The following is a 20808-nucleotide window of genomic DNA, read 5'->3' as shown; positions in this document are numbered from 1 at the left end:
AGTAACCTGCGGTTTCACAATGCGGTGAAATCGAAGGATTGGTACTGATCTGCGCCAATGCCGGCAAAACTCAACAACGCCGGCAACTGTCGGCCAAAGCCCTGGTAACCGTGGTCGCCGCCAGCCTGGATACGCAAGGCACAGGCCCGGTAATACTGCTCGGCGAGGCGATAATCCAGTGTTTCGTCCCCGGTCTGCAACCACACCTGATAGCGCTGGGCATCCTGGGGCGCTGCAACCTCAAGCTCAGCCAGGGCCGCGACGTGATCGTGGGTCAGTTCCCAGGTTTCATCGGTGTAGAGGTTCTTCTGGGTGCCCAGGTAACCGTCGAACATGCGATGGGGGCTGACAGCCGGGTTGACCAACAGCGCCTTGAGGCCATGGTGTTCGGCAAGATGGGTTGCATAGTAGCCGCCGAGTGAGCTGCCGACCAGCAGCGGCCGCCCCAGCTCGCCGATCGCCTGCTCCAGCTGGACCATCGCCTGGCGTGGGTGGTGATGCAAGGCCGGCACCCGCAGTTGGTCGGCCAGACCGAGACTGTCCATCACGCCCATCAGTAAGCTGGCCTTGGTCGAGGCCGGCGCACTGTTGAAACCGTGGATATACAAGATCGAAGCGGACATGCAGGGCTCTCCGTGCGTTATCAGCCAAAGGGGCGCAGTTTACAGGGAACGCGGGGGTTGTGGGTGCAGCCCATCGCCGCTGGCGGTACTATCGCTGACGCCGCGTTGATGAGCCGCCAGGCAGGAAAACCGCATGCAACTAGAATGGCTTGAGGATTTTATCGAACTGGCCCGCACCCGCAGCCTGTCGCGGGCCGCCGAAAATCGCTGTGTCACGCACCCGGCGTTCGGCCGACGTATCCGCGCCCTGGAAGAATGGGTCGGTACACCCTTGATCGAGCGCAAACAGCCCCTGTCACTGACGCCTTGCGGCGTGCTGTTCCTGGACGCCGCGACACAATCATTGCAACTGCTGACCACTGTCAGGGCGCAATTCAAAGGCACCACCCTGAGCCGCGACGAGCCTGTGCGCATCGCCACCGGCCGGACCCTGGCCAGCGATTTTTTCCCGGACTGGTACGAGTCATTGCACCAGCGCCTGGGCAATTTTGCGGTGTCATTGGTCACCAGCGGGGCGCAAGAAGCGATCAGCAAGTTATCCGCCGGTGAGGTCGACCTGCTGTTGAGCTTTTCCAGCCCATTGACTCAGACACTGCTGGGCGCGGAGCGTTGCGACTCCCGGGTACTGGCCAATGAGGAACTGTTGCCGGTCAGTGCGCCGGACGCCAATGGCCTGCCGCGCCAGCAGATCTGCACCGCGCCCTGCGCCATGAGCATCCCCTGGCTGGCCTTTTCTCCGTCCCTGGCACTGCGCGGCGTGCTGGCCCAGCACCTTGAGCGGCTGCCACAGCACCTGGCGCTGCGCATGGTCTACCAGGCGGACTCTTATGACGCCATCCTGGAAATGGCCAAGCGTGGCAGAGGCCTGGCATGGCTGCCGCGCATGGTGGTCAAGGATGCGCTGGCCTCGGGCGAGTTGCTGATTGCAGGCGGCCCCGAGTTTCACGTCGCCTTCGACGTCTCGCTGCATCGCCTGCACGCCAACCAGAGCGAAATGGTCATGAAGATCTGGGAAGGTCTGTGAACCTGTCGTTGCGCCAACAGCGTTTGCGCTCATAGCTTCTGGCATTGCATCAACTCCAAGATGCGTAAAACCCAATGCCTGTCGGCCCCGTGCCAAAACAGCTCAAACCTGTGCCGAAACGGCAATTGCTGTTCGTGCGCACTTGATTCAATTTCACCCGGGCTTTCACCCATAACAATTAATGCCTTCGATCTCGTCAGGCCGCGCTGCGGTTCGGCGAATCCGAATGCCAACTGTGAAACAGACCCGGTGCACACCCATGACAGTCCCATCATCCGTCTTATCATCGGCACAGGCTCCAACCCAGCGAGGTCCATGGAAGGAGATCGTCGCTGCCAGTGTCGGTAACGCCTTGGAGTTTTATGATTTGCTGATCTACGGCTATTTCGCGGTAGTGATCAGCAAACAGTTTTTCCCGTCCGATAACGAAACCACCTCACTGCTGCTGGCCGTAGGCTCGTTTGGCATTTCCTTCCTGATGCGCCCCCTGGGCGCCATCGTGCTCGGTTCCTACACCGACAGGGCCGGGCGAAAGGCATCGTTAACGATGTCGATCATGATCATGCTGATCGGCACCGCAATGATTACCTTCGCCCCGACCTATGAGCAGATCGGCTTGGCAGCGCCGCTGTTGATCATCGTTGCGCGCATGCTCCAGGGCTTTTCTACGGGCGGTGAGTTTGGTGCGGCGACCGCATTCATGGTCGAGCACGCCGATGCCAAACGCCGTGGCTTCTTTGCCAGTTGGCAATTGTCGACCCAGGGCCTGGCGACCATACTGGCCGCGGGGGTCAGTGCAATCCTCAGCTATGTGCTGTCGGATGTGCAGTTGAACGACTGGGGTTGGCGTGTGGCCTTCGGCTTCGGCCTGCTGATCGGGCCGGTGGGTTTCTATATTCGCACGCAAATCGATGAAACCCCGGACTTCAAGAAAACCGCCGCCAGCACAAAGTTGAAGACGCCGCTGCGCGATGTGTTGGTCAAAGGGCACGTCAGCCTGTTGCTGGCTATCGGCGTGGTGGCCGGGGCCACAGCATTCAACTATGTGCACAAGCTGTACATGCCCATTTATGCCCTTAAACAACTGAACATCACCGCCACCTCTTCGTATCTCGGGGCGCTGATGACTGGCGTGACCCTGATGTTGATGGCCCCGGTATTTGGCGGCTTATCCGATCGCTACGGACGCTTTCGGGTACTGACAATCGCCTTGCTGCTTACCGGGTTTTCGTCCTATCCGATGTTCGCCCTGCTCAACGCCTTCCCCAGCTTTTCTACGCTGCTGACCGTGCAGGCGATTGTCGGGTTGTTGATCGCTGCCTGCCTGGGGCCCATCCCGGCGATGCTTGCCGATATTTTCCCAACCAGCATTCGCGGGACCGGCCTGGCGCTGAGCTACAACTTTTCCGTCACCCTGTTTGGTGGTTTTGCGCCCTTGATCGTGACGTGGATGATCGACGCCAGCGGCAGCAAGCTGGCCCCCAGCTTTTATGTCATGGCGACCATTCTGATCAGCGTACTGGCGATTATCTGCCTGGGCCGACGCATGCGCGGCACCCACCCCGCTGCCCATTAAACAAACCCTTCTTGCTTGTCGCGCGCCAAGCCCGCGCGGCAAGTGCACACCTCGGTCAGTCGGAGACTGAAATGAAAACCCTTGAGCAGGTTCGTGCAGCACTCAAACCCTACCCCGTGGAGGTCCAGTTCCCTGATCTGAGCCAATGGAAAACCGGTAACTGCGGGATCGACTACATACACAGCTTCGACAGCGGCACGCCAGGGCCCCATGTGCTGATCATGGCACTGACCCATGGCAATGAAGTCAGCGGCGCAATCGCGGTGGACGCCCTGTTGCGTAGCGGGGTGCGCCCGCGCCAGGGGCGATTGTCACTGGGCTTTGCCAACATACAGGCCTATCAACGCTTCGACCCACAGGACATTGATGCGACCCGCTTTATTGACGAGGACATGAACCGCGTCTGGCTGCCATCAACCCTCGACGGCCCGCGCGACTCCGCCGAATTGCGCCGCGCCCGGGAGCTGCGCCCGCTGATCGACAGTGTGGATTTGCTGCTCGATATCCACTCAATGCACGAAGAATCACCGCCGCTGATGATGTGCGGTGCATGCGCCAAAGGCCTGGCGTTCGCCCAATCATTAGGCGTACCGGCAACCATCGTCGCAGACGCCGGCCACGCCAACGGCCGGCGCATGCGTGACTACGGCGGATTCGGCGATGCCGCCAGCCCCAAGAATGCGCTGCTGATCGAGACCGGCCAGCACTTTTCGAAAACCAGTGAACGGGTCGCCCTCGACGTGGCGGCCCGCTTCCTGATTGCGACTCAGGCAGTCGTCGAGGCGGATGTATCGACGTTTCTCAGCCAGGAAAAACCTGCAGCCCAGCAATGTTTGCAAGTCACCGACCCAGTGATCGCCCACAGCATGGACTTCAGTTTCACCGATGACTTTCGTGGCCTGGAGCGGATCAGCCACGCTGGCACGGTGATCGCCCGGGATGCCCAGCGCGAAATCGTCACGCCGTATGACAACTGCGTGTTGATCCAGCCTTCACTGCGGCATCTGGGGCAAGGCGTTACGGTGGTGCGGTTAGCGCGGGACTACCGTCAATAGATCAGTAGCCATTGCTACCGTAATCGACGGTGAAGGCAAACCCCTGGACCCGCTCTACGCCTGTTTCCAAGCGTCCATCGGCATGCAAACGCAGCCAGCGATAGCCAGGGGCCTGTTCGCTGACGTTGAAATCCTCACTGCCCGGGGCGAACTGGATACAGGTCGACGGCGACGCCAGCAGGCGCACGCCATGGCGTTCGCGGTCGATTTCCTGGTGCACATGCCCCCACAGCACCGCCCGTACCTGGGGAAACCGGTCGAGGACGGCGAACAGCGCCTCAGGGTTACGCAGGCCAATCGGCTCCATCCAGGCACAGCCGATAGGCACGGGGTGATGATGGAAGCACACCAGGTGATGGCGGCCCGGTGCTTCGCTCAACGCCTGGGCCAAGAGCTGCAGTTGCACATCCGCCAGATAACCCGGCACAGAGCCCGGCACGGCGGAGTCCAGCATAATGACCCGCCAGTTGCCCACATCCACCACCGGCTCCAGCAACGCACTGCCCATGGTGGCCTCGGCCATGACCTGCGGCTCATCGTGGTTGCCCGGGATCCAGCGCGCCGGGGCGCCGACCTGCTGGCTCAGTTCACGAAACAGCTGGTAGGACGCAAGCGTGCCGTCCTGGGACAGGTCGCCGGTGGCCAGCAGCAAATCAATCTGCGGCTGCTGGGCGCGGACCAGGTCAATCACCCGCTGCAGGCTGTCACGGGTGTTCATGCCCAGCAGCGTGCCGTCGGCCTCGGCAAACAGGTGGCTGTCAGACAGTTGCACCAGCAACGCCGGCGCATCAGGGTTCACGATGGATACGCTCGGCAAGGCGTTCTCCCAGGGCGATCACGAAAAATGGACAATGGGCGCAATTATGCTGGGGCAGGATACAAAGAGGAAACCCGTGAAGCAGACGCAGTTCACATCTACCGCACGACTTCAAACTCATGGCCCAACGCCAGGCAATGGCTCAACCACTCGCCGAGGAACACATTGAGCTGGGCTTTCTCATCGGGCTGGTGCATGAACACATTGGGGTAAGGATAGATGCTGCGAAAGCGCCGTGCATGTTCGGCGCTGACTACTTCGGCCATCTGTGCATCGTGATACACCTGCACTTCCAACTGCGGCACCGGCAGCCACGGCAGGCTGTGCTCCTGGCGCACCCGCAGGGTGCTGGTGTAGGGGCAGGTGAGGATCACTTCCAGGTTCAACACGCCGAGCATCTGGTCGCCGTGGGTCACGGCGATCCGGCGCGCTTCGGGCGCGTGGCGCATGTCCGGCAACAGGCGCATCAGCCGCGCGTAGTTGGCCTCGCAAGCGGCTTGCAAGCCGATCAGATCAACCCGGTAGCGTTCCCGTACCTTTACTGCCATAGCCCCCTCACTTCCGCGCGATTAAGCGCAAGCCATTGCAGGGCGATAATGCTGGCTGCGTTGGAAATTTTACCGTCGCGTACCGCTTGCAGGGCATCTTCAAAAGCCCAGACGGTGACACGGATATCTTCTGCCTCCTCGGCCAGGCCATGGATACCGCCGGCACCGGCACTGTCGCAACGCCCCAAAAACAGGTGGACGAATTCGGTGCTGCCACCCGGCGAGGGGAAATATTTGGTGATCGGCCACAGCGCGGAGAAGGTCAGCCCAGCTTCCTCTTCGGCTTCGCGGTGTGCAACCTCCTCCGGTTGCTCGTCCTTGTCGATCAGGCCGGCCACCATTTCCACCAGCCAGGGGTTGTCGGTGCGACCCATGGCGCCCACACGAAATTGCTCGATCAACACCACTTCATCGCGCTGCGGGTCGTAGGGCAGTACACACACGGCATCGTGGCGCACAAAAATCTCACGGTTGATAACCGGGCTCATGCCGCCATCGAACAACTCGTGACGCAGTTGCACGCGATCGAGCTTGTAGAAGCCGCTGTAGGCATTGTCGCGCTGAACCTCTTCGAATCTGGTCGGCGTCGATTTCGCACTGTCGGTCATATCAACCCTCGTTTAATCCGGTGTGTGTCTTAGCATCGCGCCATCCTACAGCGCTCGCGCGCCTCGGTGCAGCCCCTTTGCGGTTGCCGGGACGGGCGGCGGCGGTCACACTCACTGTAATCAGCTTAGTGGCGAACTGACTGGGATGCCGATAGTCGAAGCCCCATATCTTTCGCTCTTCTCCGCTTTATGAAGGACGCCCATGTCGCTGTTAAAAGTCGCCTCCGTGGCCTGTATTGCCCTGACGCTCGGTGCTTGCCAGAGCCTGTTCCAACCCAGCTACCGTGCGCCGCTGGAAGCCACTCGCGATGCCTCAGAGGTGGTGCAACCCGGCTGCACCACTGCCGATTGCCCGCTGGTGAACATCGATACAGTGCATTTCGCCAGCGAGCCCAAGCTCGATGCGCTGATCGAGCAACGCCTGCTGGAAATGACCCGCACCACCCCCGGCGCCCCGGTGCCGGCGACCTTGAATGCCTATCGGGAAAAATTCCTGCGTGAGTCCGGCCCGCGCAACAGCATGTATTTGCAGGCCAAGGTACGGGAGCAGCATGACGGCTTGGTGATCATCGAGCTGTCCAGCTACCTGGACACCGGCGGTGCCCACGGCGAACCCGGCCGTGGCTTCATCAACTACTCGCGCCAACAGCAAAAAAACCTGACCCTGGCGGACATGCTGCGCCCCGGCAAGGAAGACGCGTTCTGGAAAGCCGCCCAGGTGGCCCACAACAGCTGGCTGATCAGCACTCGCCTGAGCCTGGAGCCGGAGTACGTGAAAAGCTGGCCCTTCCAGAAAACCCCGAACGTGGCGCTGACCTACGGTGCCGTGGTGCTCAAGTACCCTACGACCACCATTGCGCCTTACGCCATGGGCCACGTCGAGTTGCAGATTCCTTACGCTCGCCTCGACGGCATCATCAAGCCTGAACTGGTGCCCGTGCGCCGCTGAAAGCGCGCCCAAGGATAAATTGCAACAGCCCTGCCAGCGCCAGTGCCGGCAGGGTCGCGCCAATATCCGGGTACAGATTGGCCAGCAGATGATAGGTACTGATTCCTCCCAGCCAGGCCAGCAATGCCGGCCAGCGCAGGCTTGTAGCCAGGGCCTGGCCACGCCGGCGCAGAATGAAGTGGTCCACCAGCACCACGCCAAACAGCGGCGCGAATACCGAGCCGATCAACAGCAGGAAGTTCTGATACTGGGCCAAGGGCGCAAAGCAGGCGATCAGCGTGCACACAAGCCCAATCGCCAGCGCCAGGTGCTCGACTTTCAGGCGCAATAGCATGCCGCTGGACACCGCCGCCGAGTGAATATCAGCGAAGGCGTTTTCTGATTCATCCAACAGAATCAGCAACAGCGGAATCCCCAGGCCAGCCCCGGCCAACGCCAGCAACAGCGCATTGACTTCACCACTGGGCGCAAACGCCAGGGTGTAGGCCACGCCCAGGCTCATCAGCCAGAAATTACCGATAAAAAAGCCCAGGGCGGTGCCGCCGAACACACGGGTGGCGCGCTGGCCGAAGCGTGAGTAATCGGCAATCAGCGGCAGCCAGGACAACGGCATGGCAATGGCGATATCAAACCCGACGGCAAACGGCAGCGAACCATCGCCGGCCTGGGCCCACAGCGTGGCCAGGTCGGCCTTGGCGAACAAGTTCCAGGTCAGCCACAGGCACGCCGCCAGCAACAGCCAGATCCCCCACTTGCGCAGGATCTGCCGCACGAAGGTCAACGGGCCGCTGACTGCGAGCAAGGTGGCGAGGCCGCCGAAGAACACGGTCCAGAGCAACGGGCTGGCCCACAGGCTGCCGGCGCTGAAAGCCCGGGTGCCCAGCAGGCTGGCGGCATCGCGCATGACAATAATCTCGAACGAGCCCCAGCCGATCAGTTGCAACAGGTTCAACAGCGCCGGCAGGCTCGCCCCCTTGGCGCCGAGGCTGAGCTTGAGGGCGGCCATGGACGACAGGCCGGTGTCACTGCCGATCACCCCGACGGCAGCCAGCAACAGCACGCCCACCAGGGTACCGAGCAAGATCGCCAACAACGACCCCGACATGCCCAGCCCCGGCGCCAACAGTGCACCGGTTTGCAGGACCATCAGGCCGATGCCGAGGGAGAACCATAGGGAAAACAGATCGCGGGCGCCGAAGACTCTTTTATCGGCAGGCACCGCGATGTCAGGGGAATAGGTGCTGGGTTGAATGCTCAAGGGGGTTATCTCAGAGGGACATGATCGTTGCCACGCTCTGCGTGGGAATGCCGCTTTGGACGCTCCGCGTCCGCTTTGTGACGCGCAGCGTCACGGGATGCATTCCCACGCGGAGCGTGGGAACGATCATTGGGGTCAGACCTTTTTGTAGAGCTGACTGCCTTCCTGCTTGAACCGCTCCGCCTGCTCGGCCAAGCCCTTGGCCACATCCACGTCCACCGCCTCGATGCGCTGGTTGGCCGCGTACTCGCGCACTTCCTGGGTGATTTTCATCGAGCAGAATTTCGGCCCGCACATCGAGCAGAAATGCGCGACCTTGGCCGAGTCCTTGGGCAGGGTTTCATCGTGATAGGAACGTGCGGTGTCCGGGTCCAGGCCGAGGTTGAACTGATCTTCCCAGCGGAACTCGAACCGCGCCTTGCTCAAGGCGTTGTCGCGGATCTGCGCGCCCGGATGACCTTTTGCCAAGTCGGCCGCGTGGGCCGCAATCTTGTAGGTGATGATCCCGGTCTTCACGTCATCCTTGTTCGGCAGGCCCAGGTGTTCCTTGGGCGTGACGTAGCAGAGCATGGCGCAACCGAACCAGCCGATCATCGCCGCGCCGATGCCCGAGGTGATGTGGTCGTAGCCCGGTGCAATATCGGTGGTCAGCGGGCCCAAGGTGTAGAACGGCGCTTCGTCACAGCACTCCAGCTGCTTGTCCATGTTCTCCTTGATCAACTGCATCGGCACATGGCCAGGGCCTTCGATCATGGTTTGCACATCGTGTTTCCAGGCGATCTTCGTCAACTCGCCGAGGGTTTCCAGCTCACCGAACTGCGCCGCATCGTTGGCGTCGGCAATCGAGCCTGGGCGCAGGCCATCGCCGAGGGAGAAACTGACATCGTAGGCCTTCATGATTTCGCAGATTTCGTCGAAATGCGTGTAGGTGAAGTTCTCTTTATGGTGCGCCAGGCACCACTTGGCCATGATCGAGCCGCCCCGGGACACAATGCCGGTGACGCGCTTGGCGGTCAGCGGTACATAGCGCAGCAACACGCCGGCGTGGATGGTGAAGTAGTCGACGCCCTGCTCGGCCTGTTCGATCAAGGTGTCGCGGAACAGCTCCCAGGTCAGGTCTTCGGCGGCGCCGCCGACTTTTTCCAGGGCCTGGTAGATCGGCACGGTGCCGATCGGCACCGGCGAGTTGCGGATGATCCACTCGCGGGTTTCGTGGATGTGCTTGCCGGTGGACAGGTCCATCACCGTGTCCGAGCCCCAGCGAATACCCCAGGTGAGTTTCGCCACTTCTTCTTCGATGGACGAACCCAGGGCGCTGTTGCCGATATTGCCGTTGACCTTCACCAGGAAGTTACGGCCGATGATCATCGGCTCCAGTTCGGTGTGGTTGATGTTGGCCGGAATGATGGCGCGGCCACGGGCGATTTCTTCGCGCACAAATTCCGGGGTGATGATTTTCGGCACACTGGCCCCGAAGCTGTGCCCGGCGTGTTGCTGGTCGAGCAGGCCAGTGGCGCGAGCCTCTTCAAGCTTCATGTTTTCGCGGATGGCGACGTATTCCATCTCGGCGGTGATGATGCCTTTGCGCGCGTAATGCATCTGGGTGACGTTGGCCCCGGCCTTGGCGCGGCGCGGGTTTTTCACGTGGGCAAAACGCAGGGCGGTCAGCTCGGCGTCGCTCAGGCGCTGCTGGCCGAAGTGCGAACTGAGGCCCGCCAGGCGCTCGGTGTCGCCACGGGATTCGATCCACGGCGAGCGCACATCGCCCAGGCCTTTGCGCACGTCGATGATGATGTTCGGGTCGGTATACGGCCCGGAGGTGTCGTAGACCACCACTGGCGCATTGATTTCGCCGCCGAAGTCGGTGGGGGTCACGTCCAGGCTGACTTCACGCATCGGCACGCGGATATCCGGGCGAGTGCCCTGCACATAGACTTTTTGCGAGCGGGTAAACGGCTGCACGGATCCGGAATCGACCTTGGCCGACTCACTCAAATGCACGGTGTTTTTTAGTTTTGTACTCATCACGGGCTCTCCAGACACATCCAGGCAGTGGATTTTTGTCGGAGTGAACCTGTGGCGGACGAACGCACTGGAAGCAGTGCTGTGCTTGGCGCACGAGGGCTGTTCGATTGTCGAACAACATCCCGGACGAAGCACAAGAGGACTCGCCGGGTGACGAGAAATCTTGTTCCCTACGCAGGCGCTAACCTGATCAGGTTCAACGGGATCCGGTATTTACCGATCTCAGCCTCATAGCAAGGCACCCCGACAAGAACGCGGCCAGTCTAGACCATGGAGCAGGCAAATTGCCAATAGCGGTGCATTCAGCGTGATGAATGGCGCAATTACAGGATTGTTGTGCCGGGGTACGGCCACTACACTCGGCTCCTGCCTCAGCGGCTTGACGCTATGGATTGCTCGTCGTAGCCTTGAACGCTAAATTATTGTCGTAATATTTATCTAGGGATCGCCTCATGCTGCGCAAACTTTCACTGGCTCTTGCCGTGTCTTGTGCGACCAATGGAATGGTCTGGGCAGCAGAAGCGCCCTTGTCGACCAAAACCGACCTGGTCAGCGTCTACCAGGAGGCGGTGGACAACAACGCCGACCTGGCCGCCGCCCGCGCCCAATATGGCGCGCAAAAAGAAGTGGTGCCCCAGGCCCGTGCCGGCTTGCTGCCCAACCTTTCGGCCGGCGCCGACGTGAACAACGTACGCACCCAGATCGACACCCCGTCAGCCACCGCCAATCGCGATGCCCACACCTGGCGTGCGACCCTGAGCCAGCCACTGTTCCGTGCCGACCGCTGGTTCCAGTTGCAGGCGGCCGAAGCGGTCAATGAACAGGCCGCACTGCAGCTGTCGGCCACCGAGCAGGAACTGATCCTGCAAAGCGCGGAAAACTACTTCGCCGTGCTGCGCGCCCAGGACAACCTGGCCTCGACCAAGGCCGAAGAAGCCGCTTTCAAGCGCCAGCTGGACCAGTCCAACGAGCGTTTCGACGTGGGCCTGTCGGACAAGACCGACGTGCTGCAATCCCAGGCCAGCTACGACACCGCGCGGGCCAACCGGATCCTCGCCCAGCGCCAGGTGGATGACGCGTTTGAAGCGCTGATCACTCTGACCAACCGCCAGTACAACGCGATCCAGGGCATTGTCCACACCCTGCCCGTTTTGCCGCCAGCGCCGAATGACGCCAAGGCCTGGGTCGACACCGCCGGACGGCAGAACCTGAACCTGCTGGCCAGCAACTATGCGGTCACCGCTGCCGAAGAAACCCTCAAGCAACGCAAGGCCGGCCACGCGCCGACCCTGGACGCGGTGGCGCAATACGAAAAAGGCGACAACGACGCCCTCGGTTTCAGCAACCCCAACGCGTTCGGCCAGCCCTATCGTGGTGATGTCGAGCAACGCACCATCGGCCTGCGCCTGAATATCCCGCTGTACAGCGGCGGCCTCACCAGCTCCCAGGTACGTGAATCCTATTCGCGCCTGGGCCAGACCGAACAGCAACGCGAAGGCCTGCGCCGCCAGGTGGTGGAAAACACCCGCAACCTGCACCGCGCGGTGAACACCGATGTGGAACAGGTACAGGCACGCCGCCAGTCGATCATCTCCAACCAGAGCGCAGTGGAAGCCACGGAAATCGGTTACCAGGTGGGCACACGCAATATCGTCGACGTGCTCGACGCCCAGCGCCAGCTGTACACCTCGGTGCGCAACTACAACAACAGCCGTTATGACTACATCCTCGACAACCTGCGCTTGAAGCAGGCGGCAGGGACGTTGAACCCAGGGGATCTGCAGGATCTGGCGCGGTACCTGAAGGCTGACTACAACCCGGACAAGGATTTCCTGCCGCCGGATCTGGCCAAGGCCGCGTCCGAACAACTGAAGGCCAGCCCCAACAATTGAGCCACACCACAACAGCCGTGTGAGAGTTGGCTGGTGTGGGAGCCGGGCTTGCCCGCGATACAGGCACCTCGGTTTATCTACACGTCTCTTTAGTGATTCTTAGGTTTGTGTACATATCCGTTGCTGCGGTCATGGCCACTTAGGGTTCCGCCCTTACGGCGGCTCACTTTGGGGCTTTCCAAAGTGAGCCGCCGTAACCGCAGCAACGGAAATGTACACAACCCCAATAAGCACTAGATAAAAGAGTTATGTAGATACCTATGGCTATCGCAAGCAAGCCAGCTCCCACATTTTTGACCGAGCGGGGGTCAGGGTTTGATTAGTCTGTCCAAGCCATCGAGCAAACGCTTCAACGCGCCCTGATTAGCCTGCATCACCTTAAGCCCCGCCAGCGCCCGCTTGCGCGCATCCTGCGGTAGCTCGAACAGCTGCCGCACCACCTCGGCCAACCCCTCGGCCTCATCCACTTCCTGCAACGCTCCGGCCTCGCGCATCATCGCGGCGATTTCGAGGAAGTTGAACAGGTGCGGGCCACTGATCACCGGTTTGGCCAGCGCCGCCGGCTCCAGCAGGTTGTGCCCGCCATTGGGCACCAGGCTGCCGCCGACAAAGGCGCTATCGGCCAAGGCGTAGAGAAACAGCAGCTCGCCCATGGTGTCGCCGAGCAATACCGAGGTGTCGGCACCGACCGGCGCGCCGCTGGAGCGCTGCACCGTAGCAAAACCCTGCTGTTGGCAAAGCTCCAGCACTGCGTTGAACCGCTCCGGGTGACGGGGCACCAGGATCAGCAGCGCGTTGGGGTAACTGGCCAGTAGTTGTCGATGGGCAGCCAGCACCACTTCATCTTCGCCCTCGTGGGTACTGGCGGCGATCCATACCGGGCGCTCGCTGGCCTGCCATTGCTCGCGCAACGCAGCGGCGCGCGCCAGCAGTTCGGGGTCGATGGTCAGGTCAAACTTGATCGAGCCGGTGACTTCGACTGTTTCCGGGCGTGCGCCCAGGCTGCGGAAGCGCTCGGCCTCGGTGGCGGTCTGCACGGCAAACAGGCTCATTTCTGCCAGCATTGGCGCAGTCAGCTTGGCGAAACGCCCGTAACCCTTGGCCGAACGTGCCGACAGCCGCGCATTGGCCAAGGCCACGGGAATCCCGCGCTTGGCACATTGGTGAATATGGTTGGGCCACAATTCGGTTTCCATGATGACCGCAAGCCTGGGCTGCACCCGGTCCAGAAAACGCTTGGCGGCACACGGTAAATCGTAAGGCAGGTAGCAATGCTGGATGCGCGGTTCATCGGCGAACAGCGCCTGGATCCGCTCCGAACCGGTGGGCGTCATGCAGGTGACGGTGATCGGCAACTGTGGATGCCGCTCCAGCAAACCGCGGATCATCGGCGCGGCGGCGATGCTCTCGCCCACCGACACCGCGTGCACCCAGATCCCGCCGGGCTTGAGTACCGGCAAGCCGTAGGAAAAGCGCTCGCTGACGCGCTTGGCGTAGGCCGGCGCCTTGCGGGCCCGTAGCCATAGACGTAAGGCCACCAACGGCAGCGCCAGGTAAAACAGACAGCTATAGAGAGTTCTATTCATGGCGGCGGAGTTTATCGGCTTTTTCAGCCGATCGCCTGCAAACACGCGGTAAAACGTTCGGCCAGAAAGCGCGCCGCCGGACCAAGGGGCTCATCGCGCCGCCACACCAATTCCACCACCAGGGCCGGTGGCGTCCACTCGCTGTCCAACTCGACCATCTGCCCCTGATACGTCGGGTACTGCACCACATGCCGGGGCAACCAGGCCCAGCCCAGGCCGCGCACCAACCATTCGGCCAGCACGTAGAAACTGTCGGCGCGCCATACCTGGGGGCTGGCCGCCTCGCTGCCGGGGTAGACGCTGGTCTGGGTCGACATCAGCAATTGGCGAAACTGCGCCAGACGCTGGCAATCGACAAACCCACCCCTGGCCAGCGGGTGCCCGACGCCACACACCGTGACCATTTCCACACTGCCGACCACCCGCCGTTCAAGGGCCTCAGGGATCTGATCGTGGTAGAACAGCAACCCCAGGTCGGCCTTGCGCTCCACCAACTTGCGAGCGACATCGCCCTGGGCCGTGCTGGACAATTGCACCTCCAGACTGGGAAATTTCCCGGCCAGCGCCTCAAGGCTGTCGAGTACCGGCTGATACAGCATGGCTTCGTCCTGGGCCAGACGCAGCCGCGCTTCTTCGCCGCGCATCAGGGACAGGGCGCGGCCGTTGAGGCGCTCACACTGGCGCAGCACTTCCCGGGCTTCCTCCAGCAATACCGTGCCGGCCTCGGTCAGGCGTGGCTGACGACCGCTGCTGCGATCAAACAGGCTCACGCCCAGGTCGGCCTCCAGCAGGGCGATGCCATTGCTCACCGCCGATTGCGCCTTGCGCTGGTCCCGTGCCACCGCCGAGAACGAGCGCTGCTCGGCGACGCTGACAAACAGGCGCATCTGCTCCAGATTCCACTGCACGCTCATTGGCTCAACCCATCTTGAATTCGGATAGGTAATGACTTTACCCCATCTGCGGATTCTCTAGAATGCCGGCCTTATTACACGCCCCAATTCCGAGGAACACCCCATGAACGCCGCCTACTACTACCTGGCCATTGCCATCTGCTCGGAAGTGATCGCCACCGTTTCCATGAAAGCGATCAAGGGCTGGAGCACGCCAATCCCCCTGCTGCTGGTGATCGTCGGCTATGGCGTCGCATTCTGGATGCTGACCCTGGTGGTGCGCACCGTGCCCGTGGGCGTGGCCTACGCAGTGTGGGCGGGGCTGGGGATCGTCATGGTCAGCATCGCGGCGCTGTTTATCTACGGGCAAAAACTCGATCTGCCGGCGATGCTGGGGATGGGCATGATTGTGCTGGGGGTGGTGGTGATTCAGTTGTTTTCGAAAACCGCGGGCCACTGACCTTCTACAGTTGTTGATCCTGGGCAAAGATCCCGCTGTCGAGTCTGTATACTTGGCCTCTTGTTCCGAACACTGAGGTCGCCCCATGCCATCCGTTATTTCCACCGACGTCCTGATTGTCGGCGCCGGGGTTGCCGGCCTCTGGCTCAATGCGCGCCTGCGCAGCCAGGGGTTCTCCACGATTGTGGTGGAGAACGCGACCTTGGGTGGCGGGCAGAGCGTGAAGTCCCAGGGGATCATTCACGGCGGTGCGAAGTACGCCCTGCATGGCGCCCTGACCGGCGCCTCCGAAGCCATTGCCGATATGCCGCGACGCTGGCGGGAAGCGCTGGCGGGCAGTGGCGAGCTGGACCTGACGGGCGTGCGCCTGTTGTCCCAGGCTCATTACCTGTGGTCGCCGGGCACCCTGGCCGGCAACCTCACCAGCTTCTTCGCCAGCAAGGCGGTGCGTGGCCGCGTCGATCAGGTCAAGGGTGACGATTTGCCGCCGGCCCTGCAAGACCGCCGCTTCAAGGGCAAGGTCTATCGCCTGGCCGAACTGGTGGTGGACGTGCCGAGCCTGATCGAGCGCCTGGCACAACTGGCCGGCGACGGCCTGCTCGCCGGGCAACAGATCGAACCGCTGCTGGAAGATGACATCCTCGTCGGCCTGAAAGTCGACGGCCGGGCGATCCGCGCCCAGCGCATCGTGCTGAGTGCCGGCGGCGGCACCGCCGAGCTGCTGACGGCCCTGGGCCTGAGCCAGCCGGCCATGCAAAAACGCCCGCTGCATATGATCATCGCCAAGGGCCCCGGCCTCAAACCTCTGTACGCGCACTGCCTGGGTGGCGGCACCAAGCCTCGGATCACCATCACCACGCACCCGGCCGCCGATGGCCGTTGGGTGTGGTACATGGGCGGTGATATTGCCGAGACCGAAGGCGTGCACCGCACGCCCGCCGAGCAGATCGCCACGGCGCAAAAGGAACTGGCGCACCTGCTGCCATGGATCGACATGAGCCAGACCCAATGGGCGACCCTGCGAGTAGACCGCGCCGAACCCCTGCAAACGGGCCTGACCCGGCCGGACAACGCGTTCCTCGCCGAACAGGGCCGCTTGCTGGTGGGTTGGCCGACCAAGCTGGCCCTGGCGCCGGACTTCGCCGACCGGGTGCTCAGCGCCCTGCAACGTGACGGCATCCAGCCAACGCCAAGCACACCGCTGCCCGAACTGCCGCGCCCGGCCATCGCCCAACCTGCCTGGGAGCAATTGTTGCCATGAGCCTACCGACCCTGCATGACCTCCATCGCCCCCTGGGCAGCACCGGCCTGCTGGTGTCGCCACTGGGCCTGGGCACCGTGAAGCTGGGGCGCGACCAGGGGGTGAAGTACCCCAATGGTTTCCAGATCCCCAATGATGAAGAAGCGCGCATGTTGCTGCGCCAGGCCCGCGAGCTGGGGATCAACCTGATCGACACCGCCCCCGCCTACGGCCATAGCGAAGAGCGCCTGGGGCCGTTGCTGCGAGGCCAGCGCCAGGACTGGGTGATCGTCAGCAAGGTCGGCGAAGAGTTTGCCGACGGTGTGTCCCATCACGATTTCAGTGCCGCCCACACCCGGTTGTCCGTGGAGCGCAGCTTGAAACGCCTGGAAACGGATTTTATCGACCTGGTGCTGGTGCATTCCGACGGTAATGACTTGCATATCCTCAACAACTGCGAGGTGTACCAGACTCTGGCGGAGCTTAAGCGCGAGGGCAAGATTCGCGGTTTCGGCTTCTCCGGCAAAACCGTCGAAGGCGGGGTGAAGGCTCTGGAACAAGGCGATTGCGCCATGGTCACCTACAATCTGAGCGAGCAAAACGAAAAAGCCGTGATTGATTACGCTGCCGCCCATGGCAAAGGCATCCTGGTGAAAAAGGCCCTGGCCAGTGGCCATGCCTGCCTTGAACCGGGAGTGGATCCAATTCACGCCAGTTTCACCTTGTTGTTTGCGCAAACGGGCGTGGCCAGTGCTATTGTCGGGACCATCAACCCGCTGCACCTTGCCCATAATGTGGCAACCGCTGCCAAGATCATTCGCCAATCCTGATGCCGCCGACGCGGCCGACCCCGACGCAAGAAGGAGCCGACATGCCGCGAACGCTCATAAGAAAAAACCCCAGTAATTTCAAAACACTGCCGCTGTACGTCGAAGCCACCCCCGAAGGCCTGAGCTACCAGAGCGTGGGCATGCCGCTCAACTTTGCCCAGACCCTGCAGCGGCGCAAGCCAGTGGACGTAGCAGACGCCGAACGCTTTGCCCTGGAACTGGCCAACCTCGGGGTGTCGGTGCGCCTGACGCTGCACTGGCAAAACCGCGATTACTGGGTGTTGGTGCGCCAGCGCCGGCAGGACCGTGGCGATGTGGTGCTCAAGCTGATTTCCGGCTACGTGCCAGCCCATGAACTGAACCTGCCGCTGCACACCGCTATTCAGGAAATCGCCGAGGAATGCCTGCTGGAAACCCCGGAGGGCTGGCTCGGCGGACGTTTCAATGACACTTGGCTGCCGGCGCCCTACTCCAGCGCCCTGCACTACCGCGAGGCATTGCCGTTTCGCCTGTCGCCGCTGTCCGGCGCTGCCCGCCCGGTGCGCTGCGCCAGCATGCAGTTGATCGAACGCCCGCGGGCCTATGTGCACCTGCCCACGGCCTCACTGCAATTGATCTATGACCTGCGCCTGGAAGTGCCCAAGGAAGCCAAGTCCCTGAGCCTATTCCATGTGGACGAACGCCTGGAGGGCGACCAACTGGTGGCCCGCCTGGACCGCCAGCGCCCGGATTTGTACCTGATGCCCCTGAAGGACGGCCAGCCGTGCGCCGAGCTGTATACCCTGAAGAAGGATCAACTGATCCCGGCGAGCACCCGTGGGTTGTACCTGGCGGAGAGTTTTGCCCAGCAGGAGGGCTGGTTGGTGCGTGATGAGCGGATCCGCTGGAAGGACTGGCTCAGGCAACAGGGCCTGAGCGCGCCGGAGAAGGAATCGAAGTTGAAGCAATTGACTGGGCGGGCCAGGCAGATCTTGCGCAAGATGGTGCCGAAGAAGGCGGGTCGCTGAAGCAGCCCCGCCTGTGGCGAGCGGTACCTACTGGTTGAGTAGTCGCTCCAGACCAACCTTCAGCGGCGTCGGCTCAGGCAATGTGAAGCTTGCCGCCAAGCGCTGGTTGTTGGCTCTGGAGTGCCGGATATCCCCCGAGCGCGGCGCTGTGTAGCTGACAGCCGGCAACGAGCCGATGATTTCCGACAGCGCCTGCAGCAACTGCTTGAGGGTGGTGGTGTGGTTCCAGCCGACATTGATCGCGCCCAGGGGGGCATCCGCCATTTCCACGGCTTGCACCAGTACCGCTACCAGATCCCCTACGTACATGAAGTCACGGGTTTGCTCACCGTCGCCGAATACGGCAATCGGCAGGCCTTTTTGCGCGCGCTCGCTGAAGATGCTGATCACCCCGGAATACGGCGATGACGGATCCTGGCGCGGGCCAAAAATATTGAAGAAGCGGAAAATCACCGGCTCCAGGCCATGCTGGCGGCGATAGAAGTCAAAGTAGTGCTCGCTGGCCAGCTTGTCCGAGGCATATGGCGTCAACGGCGCCTTGGCGGTTTGCTCGTCGATCGAGTCGCCCTCGCCGTTATTGCCATACACCGCCGCACTGGAGGCAAACACCACGCGCTTGACCCCAGCCTGGCGCATGGCCTCGCAGACATTCAGGCTGCCCACGAAGTTGCTCTGGTGCGTACTGACCGGGTCATCCACCGACGCCTGCACCGAAGCAACCGCCGCCAGATGCACCACCGCCGTCGCCCCCACCGCTGCGCGGGCGACCAGTGCGGCATCGGCCACATCGCCTTCGAGCAGTTGCAGGCGCGGGTTATCCAATGGCAGGTTACTGCGCTTCCCGGTGGACAGGTTATCCAGCACGCGCACCGCATAGCCCTTGGCTAGCAGTGCATCGACCAGATTGGAGCCGATAAAACCAGCGCCGCCGGTAATCAGTACGAGAGCATCAGACATAGCGGTAAACCTATCGGGCGGCATCGTTGGTTTGACGAATTTTATCGACAATCGCGGTGGTCGAGCTGTTCTCCACCAATCCCAGGACTTTGACCTTGCCGCCATAGGCATTGACGATATCGGCACCGACCACCTGGTCGACCGAGTAATCCCCGCCCTTGACCAATACATCTGGCTTGACCTGGGCCAACAGGTTTTCCGGGGTGCCCTCGGAGAAGCTGATCACCCAGTCCACCGCGCCTAACCCAGCCAGCACCGCCATGCGCCGATCCACGCTGTTGATCGGCCGGCCAGGGCCTTTGAGGCGACTGACCGAAGCATCGTCGTTGATCGCCACGATCAGGCGATCACCCTGGGCGCGAGCCTGCTCCAGGTAAGTCACATGGCCAGCATGCAGGATGTCGAAGCAACCGTTGGTGAAGACAATGCTTTCGTTATGGGCGCGGGCATCGTCAATCGCCAGCAGCAACTGCTCAAGGCTCAACACGCCACGCTCCGAACCTTCCTCACGCTGGATCGCGCGACGCAGTTCCGGGGCGCTGATGGACGCCGTACCCAGTTTGCCGACCACGATGCTCGCCGCCAGGTTGGCCAGGGCCACCGCGTGGGGCAACTCCTCGCCGGCGGCGATCGCCGCCGCCAGGGTGGAGATAACGGTGTCGCCGGCGCCGGTGACGTCGAACACTTCCCGCGCTCGCGCAGGCAGGTGCATGGCCGGGTGACCGGGGCGCAGCAGGGTCATGCCGTGTTCACCACGGGTCACCAGCAACGCGCCGAGGTCGAGGTCGGCCATCAGGCTTGCGCCTTTGCTCACCAAGTCGTGCTCATCGACGCAGCCGCCGACGATGGTTTCAAATTCGCTGAGATTCGGCGTGATCAGGCTGGCGCCCCGGTAGACCGAGAAGTCCTTGCCTTTGGGGTCGGCCAGCACCGGGATACCCCGGGCCTTGGCGGCCTGGATCAGCACCTGGTGGTTTTTCAGTGCGCCTTTGCCGTAGTCCGACAGCACCAGCACCTTGATGCCTTCGAGCAACGCGTCGACCTGATCACTGAGGGCCAGGGCGTCGGTGGCAAAGGGTTCTTCAAAGTCGATACGCAGCAATTGCTGGTGACGGCTCATGACCCGCAACTTGACGATGGTCGGCTGGTGGGCAATGCGCTGGAACAGCGCACGCACGCCAGCGCCGCGCAGGCTGTTGGTCAGGCTGTCGGCGGCTTCGTCGTCGCCGGTCACGCCGACCAGGGAGGCCGGGGCGCCGAGCGCGGCGATGTTAAGGGCAACGTTGGCAGCGCCCCCTGGACGGTCTTCGATTTGCTCGACCTTGACTACCGGTACCGGTGCCTCAGGGGAAATCCGTGAGGTACCGCCATGCCAGTAACGGTCGAGCATGACATCGCCGACCACCAAGACAGGGGCTTGATCGAATCGCGGCATGGACAACTTCATGGAGCAACCCACA

19 protein-coding genes and 1 riboswitch are annotated in these 20808 nt (G+C 62.1%); of the genes, 9 read left to right on the top strand and 10 right to left on the bottom strand.

Annotated features, from left to right (window positions below; translation table 11 throughout):
- Window positions 1-14: 14 nt before the first annotated feature.
- Entirely contained in the window at window positions 15-623 is a 609-nt protein-coding gene (locus PSH80_RS02245; RefSeq protein ID WP_057437354.1) for a YqiA/YcfP family alpha/beta fold hydrolase, read from the bottom strand.
- A gap of 133 nt (window positions 624-756) precedes the next feature.
- On the opposite strand from PSH80_RS02245, the gene PSH80_RS02240 reads away from it, so the two are divergent.
- From PSH80_RS02240 to PSH80_RS02230, 3 genes are all read left to right on the top strand, one after another.
- On the top strand, window positions 757-1647 hold the full coding sequence (locus tag PSH80_RS02240) for a LysR family transcriptional regulator (protein ID WP_057437349.1): 891 nt from the start codon (window positions 757-759) through the stop codon (window positions 1645-1647).
- Window positions 1648-1999: 352 nt separating this feature from the next.
- Complete coding sequence (locus PSH80_RS02235) at window positions 2000-3223, top strand: MFS transporter (RefSeq protein ID WP_233100725.1); 1224 nt, start codon at window positions 2000-2002, stop codon at window positions 3221-3223.
- A gap of 71 nt (window positions 3224-3294) precedes the next feature.
- Window positions 3295-4278, top strand: a complete 984-nt coding sequence (locus PSH80_RS02230; RefSeq protein WP_120731380.1) for a M14 family metallopeptidase — start codon at window positions 3295-3297, stop codon at window positions 4276-4278.
- A 1-nt stretch (window position 4279) separates the two neighbouring features.
- On the opposite strand, the gene cpdA is transcribed toward PSH80_RS02230, so the two are convergent.
- The 3 genes from cpdA to PSH80_RS02215 form a co-directional block, all read right to left on the bottom strand.
- The gene (gene cpdA, locus PSH80_RS02225) at window positions 4280-5095 is read right to left on the bottom strand and encodes a 3',5'-cyclic-AMP phosphodiesterase (protein ID WP_057958135.1); all 816 of its coding nucleotides are present in this window, start codon (window positions 5093-5095) and stop codon (window positions 4280-4282) included.
- A 98-nt stretch (window positions 5096-5193) separates the two neighbouring features.
- Window positions 5194-5643, bottom strand: coding sequence for a DUF1249 domain-containing protein (locus PSH80_RS02220; protein WP_057437343.1), 450 nt, complete (start codon window positions 5641-5643; stop codon window positions 5194-5196).
- Window positions 5634-6251, bottom strand: coding sequence for an NUDIX domain-containing protein (locus PSH80_RS02215; RefSeq protein WP_057437341.1), 618 nt, complete (start codon window positions 6249-6251; stop codon window positions 5634-5636). Before PSH80_RS02215 ends, PSH80_RS02220 begins: the two co-directional genes overlap by 10 nt.
- Window positions 6252-6453: 202 nt before the next feature.
- Here PSH80_RS02215 and PSH80_RS02210 point away from each other — a divergent pair, with 202 nt between their 5' ends.
- Complete coding sequence (locus PSH80_RS02210; RefSeq protein WP_057437337.1) at window positions 6454-7200, top strand: RsiV family protein; 747 nt, start codon at window positions 6454-6456, stop codon at window positions 7198-7200.
- Here the strand turns inward: PSH80_RS02210 and cytX are convergent.
- Window positions 7169-8458 carry a putative hydroxymethylpyrimidine transporter CytX gene (gene cytX, locus PSH80_RS02205; RefSeq protein WP_200656265.1) on the bottom strand — a complete coding sequence of 430 codons (1290 nt, stop codon included), beginning with the start codon at window positions 8456-8458 and terminating at the stop codon, window positions 7169-7171. The two genes, PSH80_RS02210 and cytX, sit on opposite strands and share 32 nt — an antisense overlap.
- A 135-nt stretch (window positions 8459-8593) precedes the next feature.
- Window positions 8594-10483, bottom strand: coding sequence for a phosphomethylpyrimidine synthase ThiC (gene thiC / locus PSH80_RS02200; protein ID WP_057437335.1), 1890 nt, complete (start codon window positions 10481-10483; stop codon window positions 8594-8596).
- A 150-nt stretch (window positions 10484-10633) separates the two neighbouring features.
- A riboswitch (TPP riboswitch) is annotated at window positions 10634-10739 on the bottom strand.
- A gap of 196 nt (window positions 10740-10935) precedes the next feature.
- On the opposite strand from thiC, the gene PSH80_RS02195 reads away from it, so the two are divergent.
- Window positions 10936-12375, top strand: coding sequence for a TolC family outer membrane protein (locus PSH80_RS02195; protein ID WP_305419022.1), 1440 nt, complete (start codon window positions 10936-10938; stop codon window positions 12373-12375).
- Window positions 12376-12683: 308 nt separating this feature from the next.
- On the opposite strand, the gene waaA is transcribed toward PSH80_RS02195, so the two are convergent.
- Window positions 12684-13961: a lipid IV(A) 3-deoxy-D-manno-octulosonic acid transferase gene (waaA, locus tag PSH80_RS02190; protein ID WP_216312465.1), complete on the bottom strand. Its 1278-nt coding sequence runs from the start codon at window positions 13959-13961 to the stop codon at window positions 12684-12686.
- Window positions 13962-13984: 23 nt separating this feature from the next.
- A complete protein-coding gene (locus PSH80_RS02185) occupies window positions 13985-14875 on the bottom strand; it encodes a LysR family transcriptional regulator (RefSeq protein WP_057958130.1) in 891 nt (296 codons plus the stop codon).
- Between the two features lie 103 nt (window positions 14876-14978).
- On the opposite strand from PSH80_RS02185, the gene PSH80_RS02180 reads away from it, so the two are divergent.
- The 4 genes from PSH80_RS02180 (at window position 14979) to PSH80_RS02165 (ending at window position 18391) form a co-directional block, all read left to right on the top strand.
- Window positions 14979-15314: a multidrug efflux SMR transporter gene (locus PSH80_RS02180; RefSeq protein ID WP_057437331.1), complete on the top strand. Its 336-nt coding sequence runs from the start codon at window positions 14979-14981 to the stop codon at window positions 15312-15314.
- Window positions 15315-15399: 85 nt separating this feature from the next.
- Entirely contained in the window at window positions 15400-16575 is a 1176-nt protein-coding gene (locus PSH80_RS02175; protein ID WP_057958129.1) for an FAD-binding oxidoreductase, read from the top strand.
- Entirely contained in the window at window positions 16572-17384 is an 813-nt protein-coding gene (locus PSH80_RS02170) for an aldo/keto reductase (RefSeq protein WP_057958128.1), read from the top strand. Before PSH80_RS02175 ends, PSH80_RS02170 begins: the two co-directional genes overlap by 4 nt.
- Before the next feature lie 41 nt (window positions 17385-17425).
- Window positions 17426-18391, top strand: a complete 966-nt coding sequence (locus PSH80_RS02165) for a hypothetical protein (RefSeq protein WP_057437325.1) — start codon at window positions 17426-17428, stop codon at window positions 18389-18391.
- A 27-nt stretch (window positions 18392-18418) separates the two neighbouring features.
- On the opposite strand, the gene PSH80_RS02160 is transcribed toward PSH80_RS02165, so the two are convergent.
- Complete coding sequence (locus PSH80_RS02160) at window positions 18419-19348, bottom strand: NAD-dependent epimerase/dehydratase family protein (RefSeq protein WP_057958127.1); 930 nt, start codon at window positions 19346-19348, stop codon at window positions 18419-18421.
- Window positions 19349-19358: 10 nt separating this feature from the next.
- Window positions 19359-20795, bottom strand: a complete 1437-nt coding sequence (gene hldE, locus PSH80_RS02155) for a bifunctional D-glycero-beta-D-manno-heptose-7-phosphate kinase/D-glycero-beta-D-manno-heptose 1-phosphate adenylyltransferase HldE (RefSeq protein ID WP_115129349.1) — start codon at window positions 20793-20795, stop codon at window positions 19359-19361.
- Window positions 20796-20808: the final 13 nt, after the last annotated feature.

Source organism: Pseudomonas sp. FP818, from assembly GCF_030687335.1.
GTDB classification, from domain to species: domain Bacteria; phylum Pseudomonadota; class Gammaproteobacteria; order Pseudomonadales; family Pseudomonadaceae; genus Aquipseudomonas; species Aquipseudomonas shahriarae.
The sequence above is the reverse complement of the archived record's forward strand: the minus strand, read 5'-3'. Positions and strand labels throughout refer to the sequence as shown.